The 17,958-nt window shown below is 61.6% G+C and carries 15 protein-coding genes and 2 pseudogenes; 5 read left to right on the top strand and 12 right to left on the bottom strand.

Annotated elements, in window-relative coordinates; translation table 11 throughout:
* Positions 1 to 29: 29 nt before the first annotated feature.
* The 9 genes and pseudogenes from BDK61_RS08035 to BDK61_RS08000 all read right to left on the bottom strand — a co-directional run.
* Positions 30 to 1,901 (bottom strand): hybrid sensor histidine kinase/response regulator, encoded by a 1,872-nt coding sequence (locus BDK61_RS08035; RefSeq protein WP_121302954.1) that lies wholly within the window; start codon positions 1,899 to 1,901, stop codon positions 30 to 32.
* A gap of 54 nt (positions 1,902 to 1,955) precedes the next feature.
* Positions 1,956 to 3,599 (bottom strand): AMP-binding protein, encoded by a 1,644-nt coding sequence (locus BDK61_RS08030; RefSeq protein ID WP_121302953.1) that lies wholly within the window; start codon positions 3,597 to 3,599, stop codon positions 1,956 to 1,958.
* Positions 3,592 to 4,446, bottom strand: coding sequence for an alpha/beta fold hydrolase (locus tag BDK61_RS08025; RefSeq protein WP_121302952.1), 855 nt, complete (start codon positions 4,444 to 4,446; stop codon positions 3,592 to 3,594). The genes BDK61_RS08030 and BDK61_RS08025 overlap by 8 nt, the downstream gene beginning before the upstream one ends.
* Positions 4,443 to 4,592, bottom strand: a complete 150-nt coding sequence (locus BDK61_RS23345) for a hypothetical protein (RefSeq protein WP_167467367.1) — start codon at positions 4,590 to 4,592, stop codon at positions 4,443 to 4,445. Before BDK61_RS23345 ends, BDK61_RS08025 begins: the two co-directional genes overlap by 4 nt.
* Entirely contained in the window at positions 4,589 to 5,755 is a 1,167-nt protein-coding gene (locus BDK61_RS08020; protein ID WP_121303916.1) for a branched-chain amino acid ABC transporter permease, read from the bottom strand. The genes BDK61_RS23345 and BDK61_RS08020 overlap by 4 nt, the downstream gene beginning before the upstream one ends.
* A 136-nt stretch (positions 5,756 to 5,891) precedes the next feature.
* Entirely contained in the window at positions 5,892 to 6,881 is a 990-nt protein-coding gene (locus BDK61_RS08015; protein ID WP_121302951.1) for a branched-chain amino acid ABC transporter permease, read from the bottom strand.
* Positions 6,878 to 7,576, bottom strand: coding sequence for an ABC transporter ATP-binding protein (locus tag BDK61_RS08010; protein ID WP_121302950.1), 699 nt, complete (start codon positions 7,574 to 7,576; stop codon positions 6,878 to 6,880). The genes BDK61_RS08015 and BDK61_RS08010 overlap by 4 nt, the downstream gene beginning before the upstream one ends.
* Entirely contained in the window at positions 7,573 to 8,385 is an 813-nt protein-coding gene (locus tag BDK61_RS08005; RefSeq protein WP_121302949.1) for an ABC transporter ATP-binding protein, read from the bottom strand. The genes BDK61_RS08010 and BDK61_RS08005 overlap by 4 nt, the downstream gene beginning before the upstream one ends.
* 2 nt (positions 8,386 to 8,387) lie before the next feature.
* Positions 8,388 to 9,059: pseudogene (locus BDK61_RS08000) on the bottom strand (ABC transporter substrate-binding protein); the annotation flags it as partial.
* A gap of 37 nt (positions 9,060 to 9,096) precedes the next feature.
* Here BDK61_RS08000 and BDK61_RS07995 point away from each other — a divergent pair.
* Positions 9,097 to 10,242 carry an ISH3 family transposase gene (locus tag BDK61_RS07995; protein ID WP_121302948.1) on the top strand — a complete coding sequence of 382 codons (1,146 nt, stop codon included), beginning with the start codon at positions 9,097 to 9,099 and terminating at the stop codon, positions 10,240 to 10,242.
* A 185-nt stretch (positions 10,243 to 10,427) separates the two neighbouring features.
* Here BDK61_RS07995 and BDK61_RS07985 read toward each other — a convergent pair.
* From BDK61_RS07985 to BDK61_RS07975, 3 genes and pseudogenes are all read right to left on the bottom strand, one after another.
* Positions 10,428 to 11,180: pseudogene (locus tag BDK61_RS07985) on the bottom strand (ABC transporter substrate-binding protein); the annotation flags it as partial.
* A 380-nt stretch (positions 11,181 to 11,560) separates the two neighbouring features.
* Positions 11,561 to 11,893, bottom strand: a complete 333-nt coding sequence (locus tag BDK61_RS07980) for a hypothetical protein (RefSeq protein WP_011223092.1) — start codon at positions 11,891 to 11,893, stop codon at positions 11,561 to 11,563.
* A gap of 416 nt (positions 11,894 to 12,309) precedes the next feature.
* Positions 12,310 to 13,014: a helix-turn-helix domain-containing protein gene (locus BDK61_RS07975; RefSeq protein ID WP_011223091.1), complete on the bottom strand. Its 705-nt coding sequence runs from the start codon at positions 13,012 to 13,014 to the stop codon at positions 12,310 to 12,312.
* A gap of 153 nt (positions 13,015 to 13,167) precedes the next feature.
* Here BDK61_RS07975 and ppc point away from each other — a divergent pair, with 153 nt between their 5' ends.
* The 4 genes from ppc to BDK61_RS07955 all read left to right on the top strand — a co-directional run bounded on the left by ppc (position 13,168) and on the right by BDK61_RS07955 (position 17,888).
* Positions 13,168 to 15,864: a phosphoenolpyruvate carboxylase gene (gene ppc / locus BDK61_RS07970; protein WP_121302947.1), complete on the top strand. Its 2,697-nt coding sequence runs from the start codon at positions 13,168 to 13,170 to the stop codon at positions 15,862 to 15,864.
* 97 nt (positions 15,865 to 15,961) lie between these two features.
* On the top strand, positions 15,962 to 16,414 hold the full coding sequence (locus tag BDK61_RS07965) for a universal stress protein (RefSeq protein ID WP_004962069.1): 453 nt from the start codon (positions 15,962 to 15,964) through the stop codon (positions 16,412 to 16,414).
* 149 nt (positions 16,415 to 16,563) lie between these two features.
* Complete coding sequence (gene xop2 / locus BDK61_RS07960) at positions 16,564 to 17,262, top strand: sensory rhodopsin III (RefSeq protein WP_121302946.1); 699 nt, start codon at positions 16,564 to 16,566, stop codon at positions 17,260 to 17,262.
* Between the two features lie 167 nt (positions 17,263 to 17,429).
* Positions 17,430 to 17,888, top strand: coding sequence for a HAMP domain-containing protein (locus BDK61_RS07955; RefSeq protein ID WP_244209731.1), 459 nt, complete (start codon positions 17,430 to 17,432; stop codon positions 17,886 to 17,888).
* Positions 17,889 to 17,958 lie beyond the last annotated feature (70 nt).

Raw genomic sequence — 17,958 nt, 5'->3', positions numbered from 1 at the left:
GTCACCCGATAGTACTCACGACGGCACAGTTACGCCGTCTCGAACTCGACGCCGGTGATCTCGAAGCGAGCACCGCCGGCGTCGCTTTCTGTGACCGTTATCGACCAGCCGTGGGTATCGACGATCTCATCGACGATTCTGAGGCCAAAACCGGGACCCGACGCCAGCGAGTAGCCACCCTCAAACACAGTGTCGCGCTCCCCGGCCGGAATCCCAACGCCGTCGTCCGCGACGTAGAAGCCGTCGTCCAGTTCGCCAACAGTAAGCGTCAGGTCAGCGGCTGGTCTCTGCGACTGTGAGAGAGAGGTCGTCGCACGCTGTTCGCCGGCGTCGTCTTGTCTCTCGGTGTGTGGCGTCTGTCCGTGTTCCACGCTGTTGCGGATCAGGTTCCCGAAGAGTTGCCGGAGCCGGCTTGGGTCCGCCCGCACCACAGCCGAGGTCTGTAGTTCCAGTGTCGCGTCGCCGGTCTCGACAGTTTGCCAGCACTGCTCGACGACTGTCTGGAGCGGCACCGGCTCGCTGTCGAGCGCTGTCTCACCGTTCTGGGCCAGCGTCAGGAGGTCATCGATGAGCTGTCCGATACGGCTGTGGGCTCGCTTGACCGCGTCGAGGTGGTCGCTATCGTGCTCAATCTGTGCGAGTTCTAGCTGGCCCCGGGCAACGTCCAGCGGGTTCCGGAGGTCGTGACTGACGACGCTGGCAAACTCTCCGAGGCGCTTGTTTTGCTGTTCAAGCGCCTGTTGGCGGCTTTCGCGGGCGGAGATATCCCGTCCGATACCGACCACGCCGAGCGGCGAGCCGTCAGCAGCTGTTATCCGGCCCCCAGTGAATTCGTACGGCACTGTCGTGCCATCGGCGGTTAGCAGATCGGCCTCGAACGACGTTTCACCGGTCGCAAAAGCCGTCTCGATGCCCTGTCGAACGGTTTCACGATCTGATGGGGCGAAGAGTGCTGTCAGCGACATCGGCCCGAGATCAGCGTCTGTATATCCGGTAGCTGCCGCCAGTGCATCGTTCCAGCGAGCCAGCTCGCCGTTCTCATCGAGTTCATAGAACAGATCCGGCACTGCATCGACCGGTGCGTCAGGGCGGTCTATTTCCGCAATATGTTCGGACTCGCATCGCTTCCGCTCGGTGATGTCACGCGAGGCACCGACGATTCTGGCGACCGTGCCATCTTCAACAATGGGCTGTGCCTTGGCTCGCACCCAGCGCTGCTCGCCATCCGGTCTGGTGATTTGGAATTCGAGTTCGACGGATTCTCCGGCTGAGACGCGCTGCATCGACTGGATGACTCTATCCTGATCCGTGGGATGAATCGCTGTCATGAACTCATCGGGGCTGGTCTGCAACGACTCGACGGAGCGGCCGTAGAGCGTTTCGTATGCCGAATTGACGAACTGTATCTCGGTCCAGTCCCCGGAGAACACCCACAGCAGTTCGCTCGACTGTTCTGCCAGTTCTGTGAGTTGCTGTCTAGTCCGACTCGCGAGTTCTGTCGACCGGTGATGTTCGACGAGTAACCGAATCCGATTGGAGAGAAGGTCGCGACGGGCAACAGCTGTATCTCTTCTGAAAACGTCGGTAACCCCGTTCGAGATTGCGTCGCTGGCGACGGATTCCGGCTCGGTCAGCAGCAACACCGGGACATTACTGTCCCGCTCGCGGACTATCTCAGCGAATTCACGGCCGGACCGGTCCGGGAGGTTGTCGGCGGCAACGATACCATCGATAGCGGTGCCTTCGAGACGGTCGAGCGCACTGTCTGCCCGGTCGGTCGTCGTCAGCGTCAGCGAGTCCGGGCCCCGACTATCCGGGAACTCGACAGTCTCGTCGAGTAGCGGCCTGTCGTCTACCTGCAACACGTGCATCGAATTCGCAGCCGCATATGTGTCAGACATATTGTGTAAATAGAAATGCATCATTCCTCTTGAAGCTACGCCTGCAGTGATACATTACGCACCGAAGCGGTCTGAAACTGCACCCCGATCAATCTTGTCTGGGCCGCTGGTCGGCATCGCCTCGACGAACGCGATATCGTGGGGGTGTTTGTACCGTGCCAGGCGGTCGTCGAGGAACGTTCGGAGGTCGTCAAGCGTCAGCGGTCGGTCGCCAGCCCCGTCGGTCACAGCAGTGGATGCGGGCTCGATGACAGCCTTTCCGACCTGCCCCCATCTGTCGTCGGGGACCGGAATCACGACGACTTCACCGACCATGGGATGGTCGGCGATAGCGTCCTCGACCTCCGCGGGAAAGACGTTCTCGCCGCCGCTGACGAACATGTGCTTGGTGCGGCCCTCGATGTAGTAGTAGCCGTCCGCGTCGACGCGGGCGAGGTCGCCGGTCGACACCCAGCCGTCGCCAAATGTCTCGGCGGTCGCGTCCGGATTGTCGAGGTAGCCCGCCGCGGCGTGGGGCGAGCGCAACTGGAGTTCGCCAACGGTGCCGGGGTCGACCGGGTCCCGTGAACCGGCGGGGCTGCCTTTGTTGTCACGGTCTTCGGGTTCGACGACTCTGGCGTCAACGTGCAACACCGGCTTGCCGACCGAACCGGCCTTCTCGTGGGGCCAGCCCTCGGGCATCGCGAAGTTGTTCGGCCCGCACTCGGTGAGGCCGTACCCCTGCGAGAGGTTGACGCCACGGTCCCACCACGTCTCCATCACGCTTTTGCGACAGGGGCCGCCGCCGGATTTGGCGAAGCGGAGCGACGAGAGGTCCGTCTCCGCCCAGCGGTCGTGGTTCGCCATCATCCGCAGGATTGCCGGGACGGCGACAAGGACAGTCCCGCTCTCCGCGTCGATGATCTCCAGTACGTCGCTAGGGTCGAACGCACGGGCGATGACCACTGTCCCGCCCATGTGCCACAGGGGGACGGTGAGAACGTTCCAGCCACCGGTGTGAAACATCGGAAACACCATCGGCGTCACGTCGTCCTCGCGCAGTCCCCAGGCCGTAATCGTATTCAGAGAGTTCCAGACGATGCCGCGGTGGGTTAGTTCCGTCTCCTTTGGCGTTCCAGTCGACCCACCGGTGTGCAGGAGGAGATGTGTGTCGCCGGGGGCCGGCGTTGCTGTCTCGACGGGTGTGTCGTCCTCGGGGAGGGCCGAAGCGTAGGGCGTGCTGTCGAGCGTGGCAGCCGAGGACGCGCTGTCGGCGGCGGTTCCGAGATGGATAAGCTGGGGAGCCGCCGTATCGGCTGTCTCCAGAGCAGTCGAGACAGTCTCGGCGAAGGAAGCCTCGACAACGAGGAGTTCCGGGTCCACGCGGTCGAGGAGTTCGGCGAGTTCCGGGGGCGCAAGCCGGTGGGACAGCGGAGCCAGTCGGCTCCCGGTCTTGGCGGAGGCGAAGAACAGGTCGACGACAGCTGGGCGGTTCCGCGAGACGACGGCGACAGTACCGGTAGACTCACCACTGTCGCCGACGCCGTACCGCCGAAGCAGGCGAGCGGTCCGGTTCGCTCGCCGGTCCAGTTCGGCGTACGTGAACCGCTCGCCGGTCGTCGCATCCACCAATCCCTCGCGGTCCGGGGTGAGCGCGGCCCGGCGCTCGCTCCAGGCACCGACCCACTTTTGTGGGGTACCGGGGCCGAGTTCAGACATCGTCGATAAACTCCTGTATCTGTGTGTTGACGCGCTCGTACTCCTCGATGAACAGCAGGTGCGGGCCGCCGTGGACGGTGATGAAGTCGGCGTTCGGGAGCCCGCGTGCCAGTAGCTTCCCGTTCTCGTAGGGGACCACCTCGTCGGCGGTCCCGTGGATGACGAGGGCCGGGACTGTGATTTCACCGAGGCGGTCCGACGCGTCGAACGCCTGAACCGCCGCGCCTTGCCAGTCTAGTGCCTGGTCGCTGGCGTCGCTGTCGATGCGCCAGTCGATGATGCGCCCGATGAGGTCCTTGTGGGCTTCCATGAACGAATCTGAGAGCGCCGGCTGCATCTTGTACCGTCGGAGTTCGCGTTCGTCGAGGTCATCAGGGACGGCGAACATCCGCTGCTGTGTCTCCTCAGGGACGGGGACCGCTTCGGGACCACCTGGGGAGGTACACATGAGCGTCAGCGACCTGGCCCGGTCGTACTCCAGGGCGTATTGCTGGGCGATCATCCCGCCCATGCTGGCCCCGACGACGTGGGCCTGCTCGATGCCGGCGTCGTCGAGTACGGCCTCCAGGTCGCTCGCCATCTGGCTCATGGTGTACGGACCTCCGGATTCGTCCGAATCGCCGGTTCCGCGGTTGTCCCACACGATAGTCTGGTACTCCTCAACGAGCGCTTCCTGTTGCCACAGCCACATCCAGCGGCCGTAGCCGATGCCCTCAACGAAGACGACGGTTTCGGCGTCAGGCGGCCCCTCGCGCTCGTAAGCGAGCGAGACGCCGTCGTTGGTTGCGTAGTGCATACTGACTGGTTCTGGTTGGATATCCTTCAAGTAGTTCGGTTCCGCGTTCATTGCTCTGGCTCTGCGTTCGGGTGGTCGCGCGGCGTATCGTTTCGCCGTCGATACGTCTCTGTCGGGCAGCCGGGCAGTGACCGGCCGCTCCATGCCCAGGTCGTCGTTCTGTCAGGCGGTTCGATTGTCGTTTTTACGGGTTTCATTGGTCGGACTCACCCCAGACCTTCGCCGGCAGCGCCTCTGCGAACGTCCCACCAACACGTGCCCGGAGCGTCCCAAGCAGCCCGTCGGGGACGTAGAGCACGAACAGCACAAACACGATTCCGACGTAGAGGCTCGCGTGGCCGTTCAACAGCAGGTCAATAAGGCCGCCGATGGTCGTCTCGCCGACCAGCGTCGCGTCAAGGGTTTCCTGCCCTAACAGCGCACGGAGATAGGGCAACAGGCCGCCACCCTGCCCGGCCTTCGAGAGGAACTCTCGGACGGTCTCGTCGAATAGATGCCCGTACAGCGAGCCGGCAAGCGTGCCGAAACCACCGATGATACTCGCAAGCAGGGCGTCGCCAGTCACCAGGAAGTAAAAAGAGTTCTCCGGGCTTGCCGAGCGCTTGAAGCCGGCGAATAGGCCACCGGCAACGGCAGCGAAGAAGCCACTGATGGCGAAGGCCCCGAGCTTGTACAGATACGTGTTGTAGCCGATGGCGACGGCGCGTTCCTCGTTTTCCCGGATGGCGAGCATCACTCGGCCAAAGGGGGAGTGGATGATGCGCTGCATAGCGAAGTAGCAGGCCAGAACGACGAGGCCGATCATGTAGTAGGACACTTCTGTGCCGGACAGCGTCGACCCCAGCAGGGCGACCTCGTCGCCGGTAAGGACGCCGATTGACAGCGAGAGCTGGTCGATGCCGGGAACCCCGATCTGAAAGCCCTCGGCGTGGCTTGGCCCGACCGCCGGACCGTCGCGGGGGTTGGTCGCCACGTAGTCCCAGCCGCGGACGAACACGTAGAACACCTGCGCGAAGCCGAGCGTAATCATCGCGAAGTAGACGCCAGAGAGGCGGAACGAGACGAGGCCGACGAGCATCGCCAGCACGACGGCGATGAGACCGCCGACCAGCAGCGACACCATGAACGGCGTCCCGGGGCCAAGCAGCGGCAGCTTCCCGTTGGCGATGAGGATGACGGTGTACGCGCCAGTACCGTAGAACACCGCGTGGCCAAACGAGAGGTAGCCGGTGTAGCCGCTGATGAAGTCAAACGAGATAGCAAAGAGGCCGAAGTACAGCACGCCGACCATCGTCTCCACCGTCGGCAGGAGCATCTGCGTCTCCGCGCTGACCGCCGAGTTCAACAGCGTGTGATACACCGGCGGGTACAGCGCCAGCAGGGCAATGACGAGGATGTGGGCGGTGTGGTCTCGCAGGTATTCGCGGGGCCATCCCGTTTCCACAGTCGTGGCCGGTGGCTCGGACGCCGCCTCGGCGTCAGCCTCGGGTTCGGCGCTAATGGCCCCCCACCTCCTCGACGCCGAATAGCCCTTGCGGGCGGACGATGAGTGTCACCACGAGGACCAGAAACAGCACGAGTTCCGGCAGGCCCGTGAACTCGATGACGTTCTGGAACCACCAGGTCGTTACCGCGTCGGCCATGCCGACGACCAGTGCGGCGACGACGGTGCCACGGAACGTTCCGAGGCCGCCGACGATGACGACGATGAACGCCGGCAGCAGCGTCTCGGCCGCGAGCGGGACGCTCGCACCCCACGTCGGGTCCCACATCAGCAGCGTTCCGGCCGCGCCGGCCAGCCCGATACCCAGCGCGAATACGACGGTAAACACCTGCCGAACGTCGATGCCGAGCGCCGACGCCATCTCCGTGTCCTCACTCCCGGCCCGGATGTACAGGCCATAGCGGGTCTTTGTGAGGAACGCCCAGATGCCGACCACCGTCATAGTTCCAAGGAGTATCTGGAACAGCGACATCCAGCCGACGCTGACGGGACCGAGGGCGACCGGTTCGCGGAGGAACTGCGGCTTGGTCGCCAGCGCGGCCTGCCAGTCCGACAGCGGCTGGAGGCCGTAGACACCCAGCACAATGCGAACGACCTCCTCGATGACGAGCGTCAGGCCGAACGTCAGCAGGATCTGGTATATTGGCGGCCGGTCGTACAGCGGCCGGATGATGATTGTCTCGATAGCCCCGCCCAGCATCGTCAACAGTGCGAAGACGACGACGATGGCGACGAAGAACAGGCCGAGGCGGGTCAGCGGCGCTGTTCCGCCAGTGACTGTGACCACCATCAGGAGGCCGCCGAGGTACGCCCCGACCATCGTCAGCGACCCGTGGGCGAAGTTCAGCACGCCCATGAGGCCGAAGATGAGTGTGAGGCCGCTGGCGATCATCACGTACAGCGCCGACTTGGCGAGTCCGTTGACGATGACACCGCCGAGTTCACCGAGGGTCAAAAACTCCGCGAGCGCTTCGACAATCATGCCGATAGATACCTCCTGAACCGCTCGTCGTCAGCCGTCACCGCCGCTGTCTCGCCGTCGTCGACGACGCGGCCCTTGTCGAGGATGTAGAACCGGTCGGCGAGGTCGAGCGCCAGCGGAAGGTTCTGCTCGACCAGCAACATCGTCACCTCCTCGCTCGCCTTCGACAGCGCCTCGGCCACGTCGGCGACAATCTGGGGAGCTAGCCCCTCGCTCGGTTCGTCGACCAGCAGCAGGTCGTTGTCGCCGACCAGCCCGCGAGCGATGGCGAGCATCTGCTGTTGGCCGCCCGACAGCGTGCCGGCGTCCTGCCCCCGCCGCTCTTCGAGAATCGGGAACGAATCGAACGCCAGTTGCAGACTGTCGCTCACATCGTCGGGGTCCGGTATCGCCGCCCGGAGGTTCTCCTCGACACTGAGTTGGCTGAACATCCGACGGTCCTCAGGAATCCAACCCAGCCCCCGAGTCGCAACCTCGTGTGTTTCCAGCCCGACCAGCGACTCATCGCGGAACGTGATCGACCCCTCGCGGGGCGGCGTCAGCTGTAGAATCGTTCGGAGCGTCGTGGTCTTGCCAACGCCGTTTCGGCCGGCCAGCGCGACCACCTCTCCCTCCTCGACGGAGAGGTCAACGCCTTCGAGGATGTGGCTGTCGCCGTAGTACGTGTGGACGCCGCCGAGTTCGAGCAGGCTCACGCCGTCCCCTCCTCCGAGTCCGTTTCGGACCCCGCCGCAGTCGTATCGTCGTCAAGACTGCCCGGTTCGTAGCCGCCGAGATACGCCGACTGGACGTCGGGGTTAGCCTGTACCTCTGCTGGCGGTCCGTCGGCGATGACCGCACCCTGATGGAGCACGACGACGCGGTCGGAGACGCCCATCACGATGTCCATGTTGTGCTCGACCAGCAGGACTGGGTAGTCCTCCGCCACTGCTTCGATGAGGTCCCGGATTTCGTCGACGCTCTCCGAGGAGACGCCGGCGTTTGGCTCGTCCAGCAGGAGCACTGCGGGGTCGCCGGCCAGCGCGATGGCGACTTCGAGTTTGCGCTTTGCGCCGTGGCTCAGCGTGCTCGCGAGGTCCTCGGCCCGGTGGGCAAGCCCGACCCGGTCGAGAATCTCGTGGGCGCGCTCCGTGAACTCGTCGTAGTGGTCGACGTTGCGCCAGAACGTCGTGGCGTCGTCGCTGTGGGCCTGTTCCGCGACCCGGACGTTTTCTAGTACCGTGCTGTTGGGGAAGACGTTCGTCACCTGATAGGAGCGGTGGATGCCCTTGCTGGCCGTCTCGTGCGGCGACGCGTCGGTGATGTCCTGCCAAGTTCCGTCACGCCGGAGTTCGACCGTCCCCTCGGTGGGCGAGAGGGTCCCGGTCAGCAGATTGAAGAACGTCGTCTTGCCGGCCCCGTTCGGGCCGATAAGTGAGCACAGTTCCGCTTCGAGTTCAAAGTCGACGCTGTTGACGGCGGTGAGTCCGCCGAACTCCTTTGTCAGTCCCTGTGTTCTGAGCATCCCTACAGTGAACAGTCCATCTGGTCGCTATCCTGTGGGATAGTCGTCTCGTCGGCACTGATTCGGGCCAGCGGTTCGCCGGGCATGATGGCGGCGCCCCAGTTGTCGGCCCACTCGTCGGTTGTCGGAATCGGGTTCGCGACGGTCATGGCCGAGCGCGCCTGGTTGTTGTACTCTTGGAAAGTGTAGCCGCCTTCCCCTTTCGGCGTGTCGGTGACTGTCATCCCCTTCAGGGCGTCGGCGATGTCCGTACCCTCGGTCGACCCGCTCTCCTGAACCGCCTGATGGATCGCTGACGCGCCGGTGAAGGTCCCCGCTGAGAACAGGTCCGGGACGACGCCGTAGGCGCTGGTGTAGCTGTCGACGAACGCGTCGTTGATCGGGTTGTCGTACTGGTTCCAGTGGTAGCGAGTCGTGAACGGCCCGAGCTGTGAGTCCCTGATCTTCTCCGCTGTCAGGGGCTCGCCGAGCACGCTCTGCATCGTCCCACCGACGACGCTGTTGGTGATTCTGGTGGCGAACCCGCCGAACACCCGATAGGAGTACTCACCGGAGAGGAAGGCGTTGAACATCGCCGGAAGCGTCGCAACGGTGAACCCGCCGACGACGCCTTCGGCCCCGGCTTCCTCGGCGTTGTCAAGCAGCCCATCCCACTCGGCGTAGCCCCAGTCGATCACATCGGGTTAGAGGAAGCGTCTACTTGGGAAGAGTGTGGAAGCCACCCAAGCAGACAGCGAGATAGAAGAAGAGCACCTGCTTAATTTTGTCGTCAATAGTCTTGACGAGGAACTTTCATTAGATCTCGGCGAGAATGTCAAGGTCACGGCAGAGACGCTCTATGAGGTCCTCGCCGGCGCCAGCGCCGGCGGGACCTCGATCAATCACGTCTGCGAAACGACTGACGACTCACCACACGCTAATACCGTCCGTGGACATCTCAGCGATCAGTTTGAACTGGATTCGGTTGAATCGGTTGGAGACACGCTGCTTCAACGAGATACGCTTGAGACACTTCCAGATCGACCGGTGGAGGTCTGCGCAGACCTCCACCTCGATCCCTACTACGGTGATGAGGACGAAACCGAGGCTCTGTACTCCTCACAGGCCAAGCGTGGAACAACGACGTTTCACGCCTATGCAACGCTCTACGTGCGCGTACGCAACAAGCGATACACGCTGGCGGTTCGCCAGCTCGTTGCTGGCGAAACCACCAGCGATGTCCTCGGTGAGTTTCTTGAACTCCTTGACGGCCTTGACCTCGGCGTCAAGGCCGTCTACCTTGATCGAGGTTTCTACAACAGCACCTGTCTCAAGCTGCTGTACGCGCACAATTACGCCTATGTGATGCCGATCGTCAAGTGGGGTGAGACGATTCAAAACAAACTCAGCAAAGGCTGGAGCCGCGAGATCGAACACGATCTCGCTGGCGAGGTGGAGTTCCCTGTGTTCATCGACTGCGTGTACCAGCAGGGACGGTACGACGAACACGGGGTGGCGCGTCACGGCTACGCCGCTGACGCGCCCTTTATCGACACGCCACGAGATGCACGAGATCACTACAGCAAGCGCTTCGGCATCGAATCAAGCTACCGATTAGCCAAGCAGAGCCTCGCTTTCACTAGTTCTCAGGATGCTGGACTACGGTTGGTAATGTTTGTAGTGAGCCTACTGCTTCAGAACAGCTGGCGATATCTCCACTGGAGGTACGTGGCGGCGCCCCGCCGTGGGGGGCGCCGCCTCTTGCAGTGGTCGTTCACGGAGTTTTGCGAAATGACGCTTCGCGCAGCTTGGACAGCACTTGGTGTCCGCAGGTCTGTTCCAGCGAATCAACCACTTGACGGCCGGTTCTTCCGGTAGCTGTCCATCGGGCCGGACGGCGGTCGTCAGTGGTGACACTGTCGCGTCGGCGGCAGTCCGCCGCCGACAGCGACGGTCCATCCCGAAAATCATGCTCACCAGCGGTTCGAAGATGCTCCACAGCTAGTTCGGTTTAGTTCACCGTAATCAAACGGGGTTACGCGGCTGTCGATGTGATCGACTGAGCCCTGTTCGACGAAGCGTTCGCCGACGATATCGACGCCTTCGGCCTCCAGCACGTCCCGGTAGTTGTTGACGACCGCGCGACCGAAACTGTAGTCCGCGCCGAACAGATAGACGCTCGATACGTCCGTCTCTCTGGCGACGTACTTCCCGCCCGAGCGGGCGTCCATCGCGGTGTTCTCGCTCGCTCGGTAGACGAGGTCGCTACAGGTCTCGGAGTTGGACGTGATGTCGGCCGACGCCGCCGGACCGAGCATGATGGGGACCTGCGCCTGATTGACGACCGTCGTGACGACCCGGCTGGCGACCGCCGAGGACGCACAGCCGGCGAGCATGTCTACGTCTTCGTTCTCGACGAGGTTCGTCGCTGCCGTCTGTGCCGTGTCCGCCGAGAACTCCGTGTCCCGAATTAGCAGGCGATACTCCGTGTCACCGGCGGTGATCGTAACCTCGCCGCTGCCGGGGTCTGTCGGCGGATCGGTATCACCCTTGTACGCCAGCCCGGAGAGGAACCCCCACAGCGACTGGTCGCCGTAGTACTTCAGGTCACCAGCGCGGGGCTGAAGGACCCCGATACTAACGGTCTGTGCCGAACCACTGCCGCCCGATTCGCCGTTCGTGCTACTGTCCGTCGTCCCGCCGTCCGAATCGTCCTGTTCAGTCATGGATGAGTCGTCACTGACACAGCCGCTGAGCCCGACAACGCCAGCACCGAGCGCGCCGAGAACGCGCCTCCGTGTAGCCGTATTCTGCATAACAGATTATTGTAGACTCGCCGACCATATAGTGTTCTGAGTTAACATGTTAACGCAGTTCTCGTCCGGACCGGGATTGGTACAAAATGGCGGTAGACGGCCTATCTCGCCCCTCGCTTGCGTACTGTCCTCTCACACCGATTTGACTATCTGCTACGTAGCTGCTTCAGCGACTGTTGCCCGGTATATCTCAGCGGTCACCCACGTTAGTAACGGGGGAATAATAGAGAGTCCCAGTCCAAGGGCCACCACGAACTGTGTGTCAGACGAAATGGAGTAGATACCTGCGACAAAGGTCCATCAGAGAACTGTTTATCAACCCGACCAGAGTTCGGACGAAAATACGCCGCTATTCGCTGTCCCAGTCGCATTGCGGGTAGTTAGAGAATTTCGTGGTCAGTGTATCGATGCAGGATACCGAGGATGACCACCCACGGCAAGGTCATTCCGACGGTGATTGAAATCAGAAACCCAATCTGACGGTTCACACCGAGGAAGTCAAACAGTTCCATTCCTCCCGCAAACCCCGCAAAAATGAACACGCCGAGGAATACGGCAACTGGTATCAGGATAACTCCAACAAGCAACCGCCTTGCGAGCCGACGGTACGGTGCGAGTATGATTCGCAAGAGCAACCCGAATACCGTTTTGAAAAGCATCTCAAGAGCCGGTATGGCTCTTCTAGATGATGATTCGTCTTCTTCAGCAGTCATGATTATGTTGTCTTTGCTTTTGTATAAAAATATCTTCGGTCGAAATATTTGTTTGACCGGTCCCCTCCTTTGCACTCGTATTGCGTCCGGCCGTGGGAATATGATTTAAGCAGGTCTCAATCTCGGAATCATGCATGGAAGTAACCCTTACTCTATCCGTCTGGGTGGAACCAGCGGTCACCACCCAGCAGCACAGATATGCGGACAGTTCAGGATTCGTTTGACCGGCATTTGCTGATTCATATCTCAGCCCACACAATCGGTGTTGTCTTGTATTGATGTCGCTCTCACGAGTGTCAGTTATGCAGTAAAACAACGCTAAGGCCTACAGTGGGAGCTAGGTACGGCCGTTGTGACAATTGCACCTAGCTGTCATTCTGGACAGAGTAGCGAACAGGCCGGCGGGAACACCGAACTCAGTCCTCGATGTCATCAAGCGCTTCGACGACGCGTTCGATCATCTTGCGCTCGCCGCGCCGGAGGTTCTTCGAGACGGCGGGTTTGGACACGCCGAAGTCCTCGGCCAGCGACCCCAGTGTCGCGTCCCGGGGCGACTCGAAGTAGCCCTCGGAGACGGCGGTCTCCAGCGTCTCGCGTTCGGTGTCCGAGAGGTCCCGACAGCCGTCCACGAGTGTCATCGCCGCGCCGGCGTTCTGCACGAGGTCCTGCAGTTGTGGGAGCGTCGCCGACGTCCGCTCAACCACGTCGTACTCGTTGTCACGGTCAAGTTCCGAGAGCGTCGTGTCGGCGTCTCGGCCACGGTCGAAGCCGACGTGCCAGGTCTCGCTGCCTGCCTCAATGTGGAAGGGCCCGGTGATGTAGCCGCCGTTGTCTCTGATGGTCTGCATCGCCGCCGTTTCCTCGATAGTCGTCCGGATGTGAGCGGCGTTGTTCTCGCGGCGCAACAGCACACAGTCGTTCATGTTCTCGTGGGTCTGCAAGCTGTCCAGCCCCGTATCGAGTACCCCCGCGTCCTCAGCCTCAACAACCATCCGCGTCTCCAACTCCCGCGCACGCTGATCGAAGTCCCAGTGTACCGCTGCAAAAGCGACATCGTGGTCTGCCGTCGTGTCGATGAAGGGGCAGTCGTACTGCTCCATGTCCAGAGCGATATCTATCATTGGCAGTCCACTGTATCACGAACAATTCGTGTGATACGGTAAAGAACCCCACGATTAATAGTAGCTATTTCTCGCAACCGGGTTCTTCATGAACGTCTATCCCTGATACACCGTTTCAATAGTGTTTTAGGGCTCGGTTCTGGATGAAGTGGTATGACTTTGCACGCCAGAGAGATAAACCAGGACGTACGGGAGTTGGGTGCGCTCCTGGGCGAAGTGCTGGAAGCACAAACCTCGACCGAGGCGTTTGACACGGTAGAAACTATCCGGAACTCGTGTATCGACTACCGGCGCGGTGACGCCGAGACACGGGACGAGGTCCACCGGGCGCTGAACCGACTGAATCCGGAAACGCAGGACATTGTCGCACGCGCGTTTACGACGTACTTCGAGCTTATCAATCTCGCTGAGGAACGCGAACGGGTCCGCGAAATCCGAGAGGGGAGCGAGGAGGGTGTACTGGCCGACAGCGTCGAGGAAGCCGTCCGGGACCTGGCCGAACGCGGCGCAGACCCGGAGGAGTTCGAGCAGGTGCTCGAAGACGTTCTCATCCAGCCGACGTTCACGGCTCACCCCACCGAAGCCCGCCGGAAGACGGTGAAAGCGAAGCTCCGGTCGGTCGCCCGTGACATCGAACGACTCGACGAGCGGCGACTCACCGAACGCGAACAGAAGCGTATCGAGCGGAACCTCGACGCCGAAGTGACGAGTCTCTGGCAGACGCCACAGGTCCGGGACCGCCGCCCGGAGGTCACCGACGAAGCGCTGAACGTCCAGTGGTATCTTGAAAACGTTCTGTTTGACGTCATCGACGAGGTGTACGACGAGCTCGAACACACCCTCGAAGACGTGTACGACGAGGACATCGATATCGACACCCTCTACGAGTTCCGCTCGTGGGCCGGCTCCGACCGCGACGGCAACCCGTTTGTCACGACCGACGTGACCGAGGAGACGCTGGAGCGCCAGCGCGAGACTGTACTGCCGCTGTACCGCACCAAGCTCAAGGAACTCTCCGGCGTGCTGAGTCAGGATGCCTCGAACATCGCGACCGACGCGCTGTTCAACGAGCGACTGGACCGTCACAAGTCCAAGCTCCCTGGCGTCGCCAAGGAAGCCGAAGAGCGGTATCCCGACGAGCCCTACCGCCAGAAGCTCCGGCTGATGCGCGAATCCATCATCCGGGTCAGCGACGTCCGCCAAGGCGGCTACGAGAGCGAGGAAGAACTGCTGACCGACCTCCGCGTCATCGCCGACAGCCTCCGGGAAAACGACGCCGAGGTCATCGCCGAGGCCCACGTCGACCCACTGATCCGAAAGGTCGAGACGTTCGGCTTCACCCTCGCCAGCCTCGACCTGCGCGACCACCGGAAGATGCATACCGACGCCATCGCCGAAGCTGTCGACCGGCAAGGCATCGACTACGCGTCGATGGACGAGGACGAACGCGTCGAGTTCCTGACCGAGGCTATCCTCCAGGATAACACCGTTATCGACATGGAAGACACCGAGGGTCTCTCGGAGGACGCTACCCGCGTCCTCGACCGCTTCCGTGCGACCGCCGACTGGCAAAACGAGTTCGGCATCGACGCCATCGACACCTACGCTATCTCGTGGTGTGAAGAGCCCAGCCACGCGCTGGAAGTGCTGTTCCTCGCTGACCAGGTCGACATCGTCGACCTGCCCGGCTACTGCGGGTTCGACGTGGTCCCGCTGCTGGAATCGGAGTATGCACTCTCCGGAGCCCGCCGCATCATGGGCACGCTGTTCGAGAACGAGGCCTACTCCCAGGCGCTGGAAGCCCGGGACAACATTCAGGAGATCATGCTTGGCTACTCCGACTCGAACAAGGAGAACGGCTTCCTCGCCGCCAACTGGTCGCTGTACAACAACCAGAAACGACTGGCGGACATCACCGACGACTACGACGTGGAGATGCGCCTGTTCCACGGCCGCGGCGGCTCCATCTCCCGCGGCGGCGGCCCGATGAACGACGCCATGCTGGCCCTGCCAAACGAGACGGTGACCGGCCAGATCAAGTTCACCGAGCAGGGCGAGGCCATCGCCGAGAAGTACGCCAACCACGACATCGCCGAGCGGAACCTCGAACAGATGCTCAACGCCCAGATACGGGCGCGGCAAAACGCAATCGAGGAGCCCGTCGAAGAGATTCCCGACGAGTGGGCGGAGGCGATGGAGACAGCGGCCGACGCCGCCCGCGACGAGTATCAGGACCTGCTTGAGACCGACGGCTTCGTCGAGTTCTTCGAGCAGGCGACGCCGATCACCGTCATCGAGAACCTCAATATGGGCTCGCGGCCGGCTTCCCGAAGTGAGGACCGCAGTGTCGAGGACCTCCGTGCCATTCCGTGGGTGTTCTCCTGGACGCAGGCCCGCTGTATCATCCCTGGCTGGTACTCGATCTCGACCGGGCTGGACGCCTATCTGGAGAATGGCGGCGACATGGAAACCTTACAGGAGATGTACGAGAACTGGCCGTTCTTCCGGACGAAACTCGACAACGCGTCGCTGGCGCTCGCCCGAACTGACCTCGGAATCGCCGAGGAGTACGCCGACCTCGCTGACCCCGAACTCCGCGAGCGCATCTACCCGCGTATCGTCGAGGAGTACGAGAACACCGTCGCGAAGGTGCTCGAAATCACCGGGCAGGACGGCCTGCTCTCGCGGGACTGGCTCAAGGAGAACTTGGAGCGCCGGAACCCGTACGTCGACCCACTGAACCTGTTGCAGGTCCGTCTGCTCAAGCAGTCTCACCGGACTGAAACCGAGCGCCGGACTCTGCGGCTGACCGTTCAGGGTATCGCGGCCGGAATGAAAAACACCGGGTGAGCCACTGAACGACGCCGGCCAAGGCGTCGTTGTAACGACTTACTACAAAGGTAGTACCCATCGAAGGATTTACGCGTCTGCCCACGGAGTAGCCGGTATGGCACTCGAAACAGTTCTTCTCGCAGTTGGACCAAACGACGCCGACCGAATCGACGAACTCGCTGACGCCGTGCTTGATATCGCGAGCCCGGCCGATGCGACGGTTATCGTCGCACACGTATTCACCGACGACCAGTACGACGGCGTCGTCGACAGGCTCGAATTCGAATCGACCGGCGAAGCCGACCCCGACGAGGTCGCCGACCGCCACACAACAGTCCGGGAGCTCGTCTCACGGTTTGACGACGCCGGTCTGTCCACACAGGTCCGCGGTGCCGTTGGCAACCACGGCGAGCAGATCGTTAGCCTCGCCGAAGTGATGAACTCGGATCTCGCCGTCGTCGGCGGCCGAAAGCGCTCGCCGACCGGGAAGGCCGTCTTCGGCTCCACAGCACAGGAAGTCATGCTGAACGCGCCGTGTCCGGTCACGTTCGTCCGCGGCGACGAGTAGCGAGGAAGTGTACAACTCCGTTTCAGGGTCGCTTTGCAGGCGTCTATACCGCGATATCGTTCGCCAGCCGCGCATCTCGTATCCCGAATACTACCATAGTACGTACCAGATACACAAATGTTGAAGTCTGAGCAGTCCTGCGAAACGATATGGCACAAGAGATCGTTTGGTACGGGGCTGGGGCTGGAGCGTTTTTCGTGTCAGCTGTTGTCTTCGTGTGGTTCGCTGCAACAAGGGGTAATATCAGGTCCTCGTTCTACTACCTGCCGCCGATACACACCTCAGTCGCGGGAGCGGCATACGTGGCGATGGCACTCATAGCGGGCGGCCAGCTCGGGAACACGGTTAGCATCACGACGCTCAGGTTCGCCGATTGGATCGTCTCGACGCCGATCATCACGTACTATCTCGCACGGCTGGCTGGCGTCGACACACAGACGCGGCGGCTCGCAGTGGCCGCAAACGTGGTGATGATCGGCGTGGGATACGGCTTCGTCAGTATGTCGGGGTCGCTCCGGTGGATTGCCTTCGCCGTGTCCACGGTCGCATTCATCGGGCTACTCTACTTGTATATCAAAACGTTTGCCCGGAAAATTAACGCTGCAACAGCGAGCGTCCGCAGCCTGTTCCAGAGCCTCCGAGACTTGACTGTCGTGACGTGGTCACTCTACCCGGTTGTCTACTTCCTGGGTCCTCTCGGGACGGGGATCATTCAGGCCCCTGACCTGAACTTCCTCGTTGCAGTTCTTGACACCATTGCCAAAGTCGGATTTATGTCGATTCTGCTTGTCAGATACAATTCGGTTGAGACGTTCGTCGACAGCTGGTCCGTAGCTCCCGCCAAGTGACTGACACTGGTACCTCCATGTATATACCAGATACACCGGATTTATCCGAGAAAAATCCCTAAAGAGGCTATATGTCGGCAGTAACCAAGCGGAGCGGCTCGTACGGTCGGACCTTGGGGGTAGGAGCGGTGTTGGTTCTTGTGTTGGCTACGCTGGCGGTGGTGAATGTGTACACCAATCCAGCGCCCGAAATGAGCGGTTCACAGCAGTCGATGCTTCTCTCGGGACTCGTGAGTATACTGTTGATCGTCGCAGTTGCGTTGCTGTTCGTGGCGACGATCATCGGCCGGGAGCGGACCGCAGCCGTAGAGACACTCGCTGCGCAGGCGCGCCAGATTGAGCAGGGAGAGCTTGATGTCGACCTTGCGACGAACCGGACGGACGACGTGGGGGACATATACCGAGCGCTCGCCGTGTTACGCGATTCAGAGCAGCTAGACCGGCAGCATGGGGTCTCTGCGGAAGTCGTCGCACAGTACTGTGAAACGGCTGTCGAAATTTCGAACGGTAACGACGACAGCCGGCTTGAGGAAAACGTAGACGACCCACAACTGGCGGAGTTAGCGATGCGATTCAACGAGATTCTGGACCAACGTAAACGGGACGCAGAGATCGATTCCCGATAAAGCATCTTATCGTTGAACTGTTACCAGCAGATTTGCCGGCGGCAATTGGCCGCGAGAGTCACGAAAGTCA

Origin of the sequence: Haloarcula quadrata, from assembly GCF_003634715.1 — an archaeon.
GTDB lineage: Archaea > Halobacteriota > Halobacteria > Halobacteriales > Haloarculaceae > Haloarcula > Haloarcula marismortui.
Note: the sequence above shows the minus strand (reverse complement) of the source record. Positions and strands in the feature narration are given on the sequence as shown.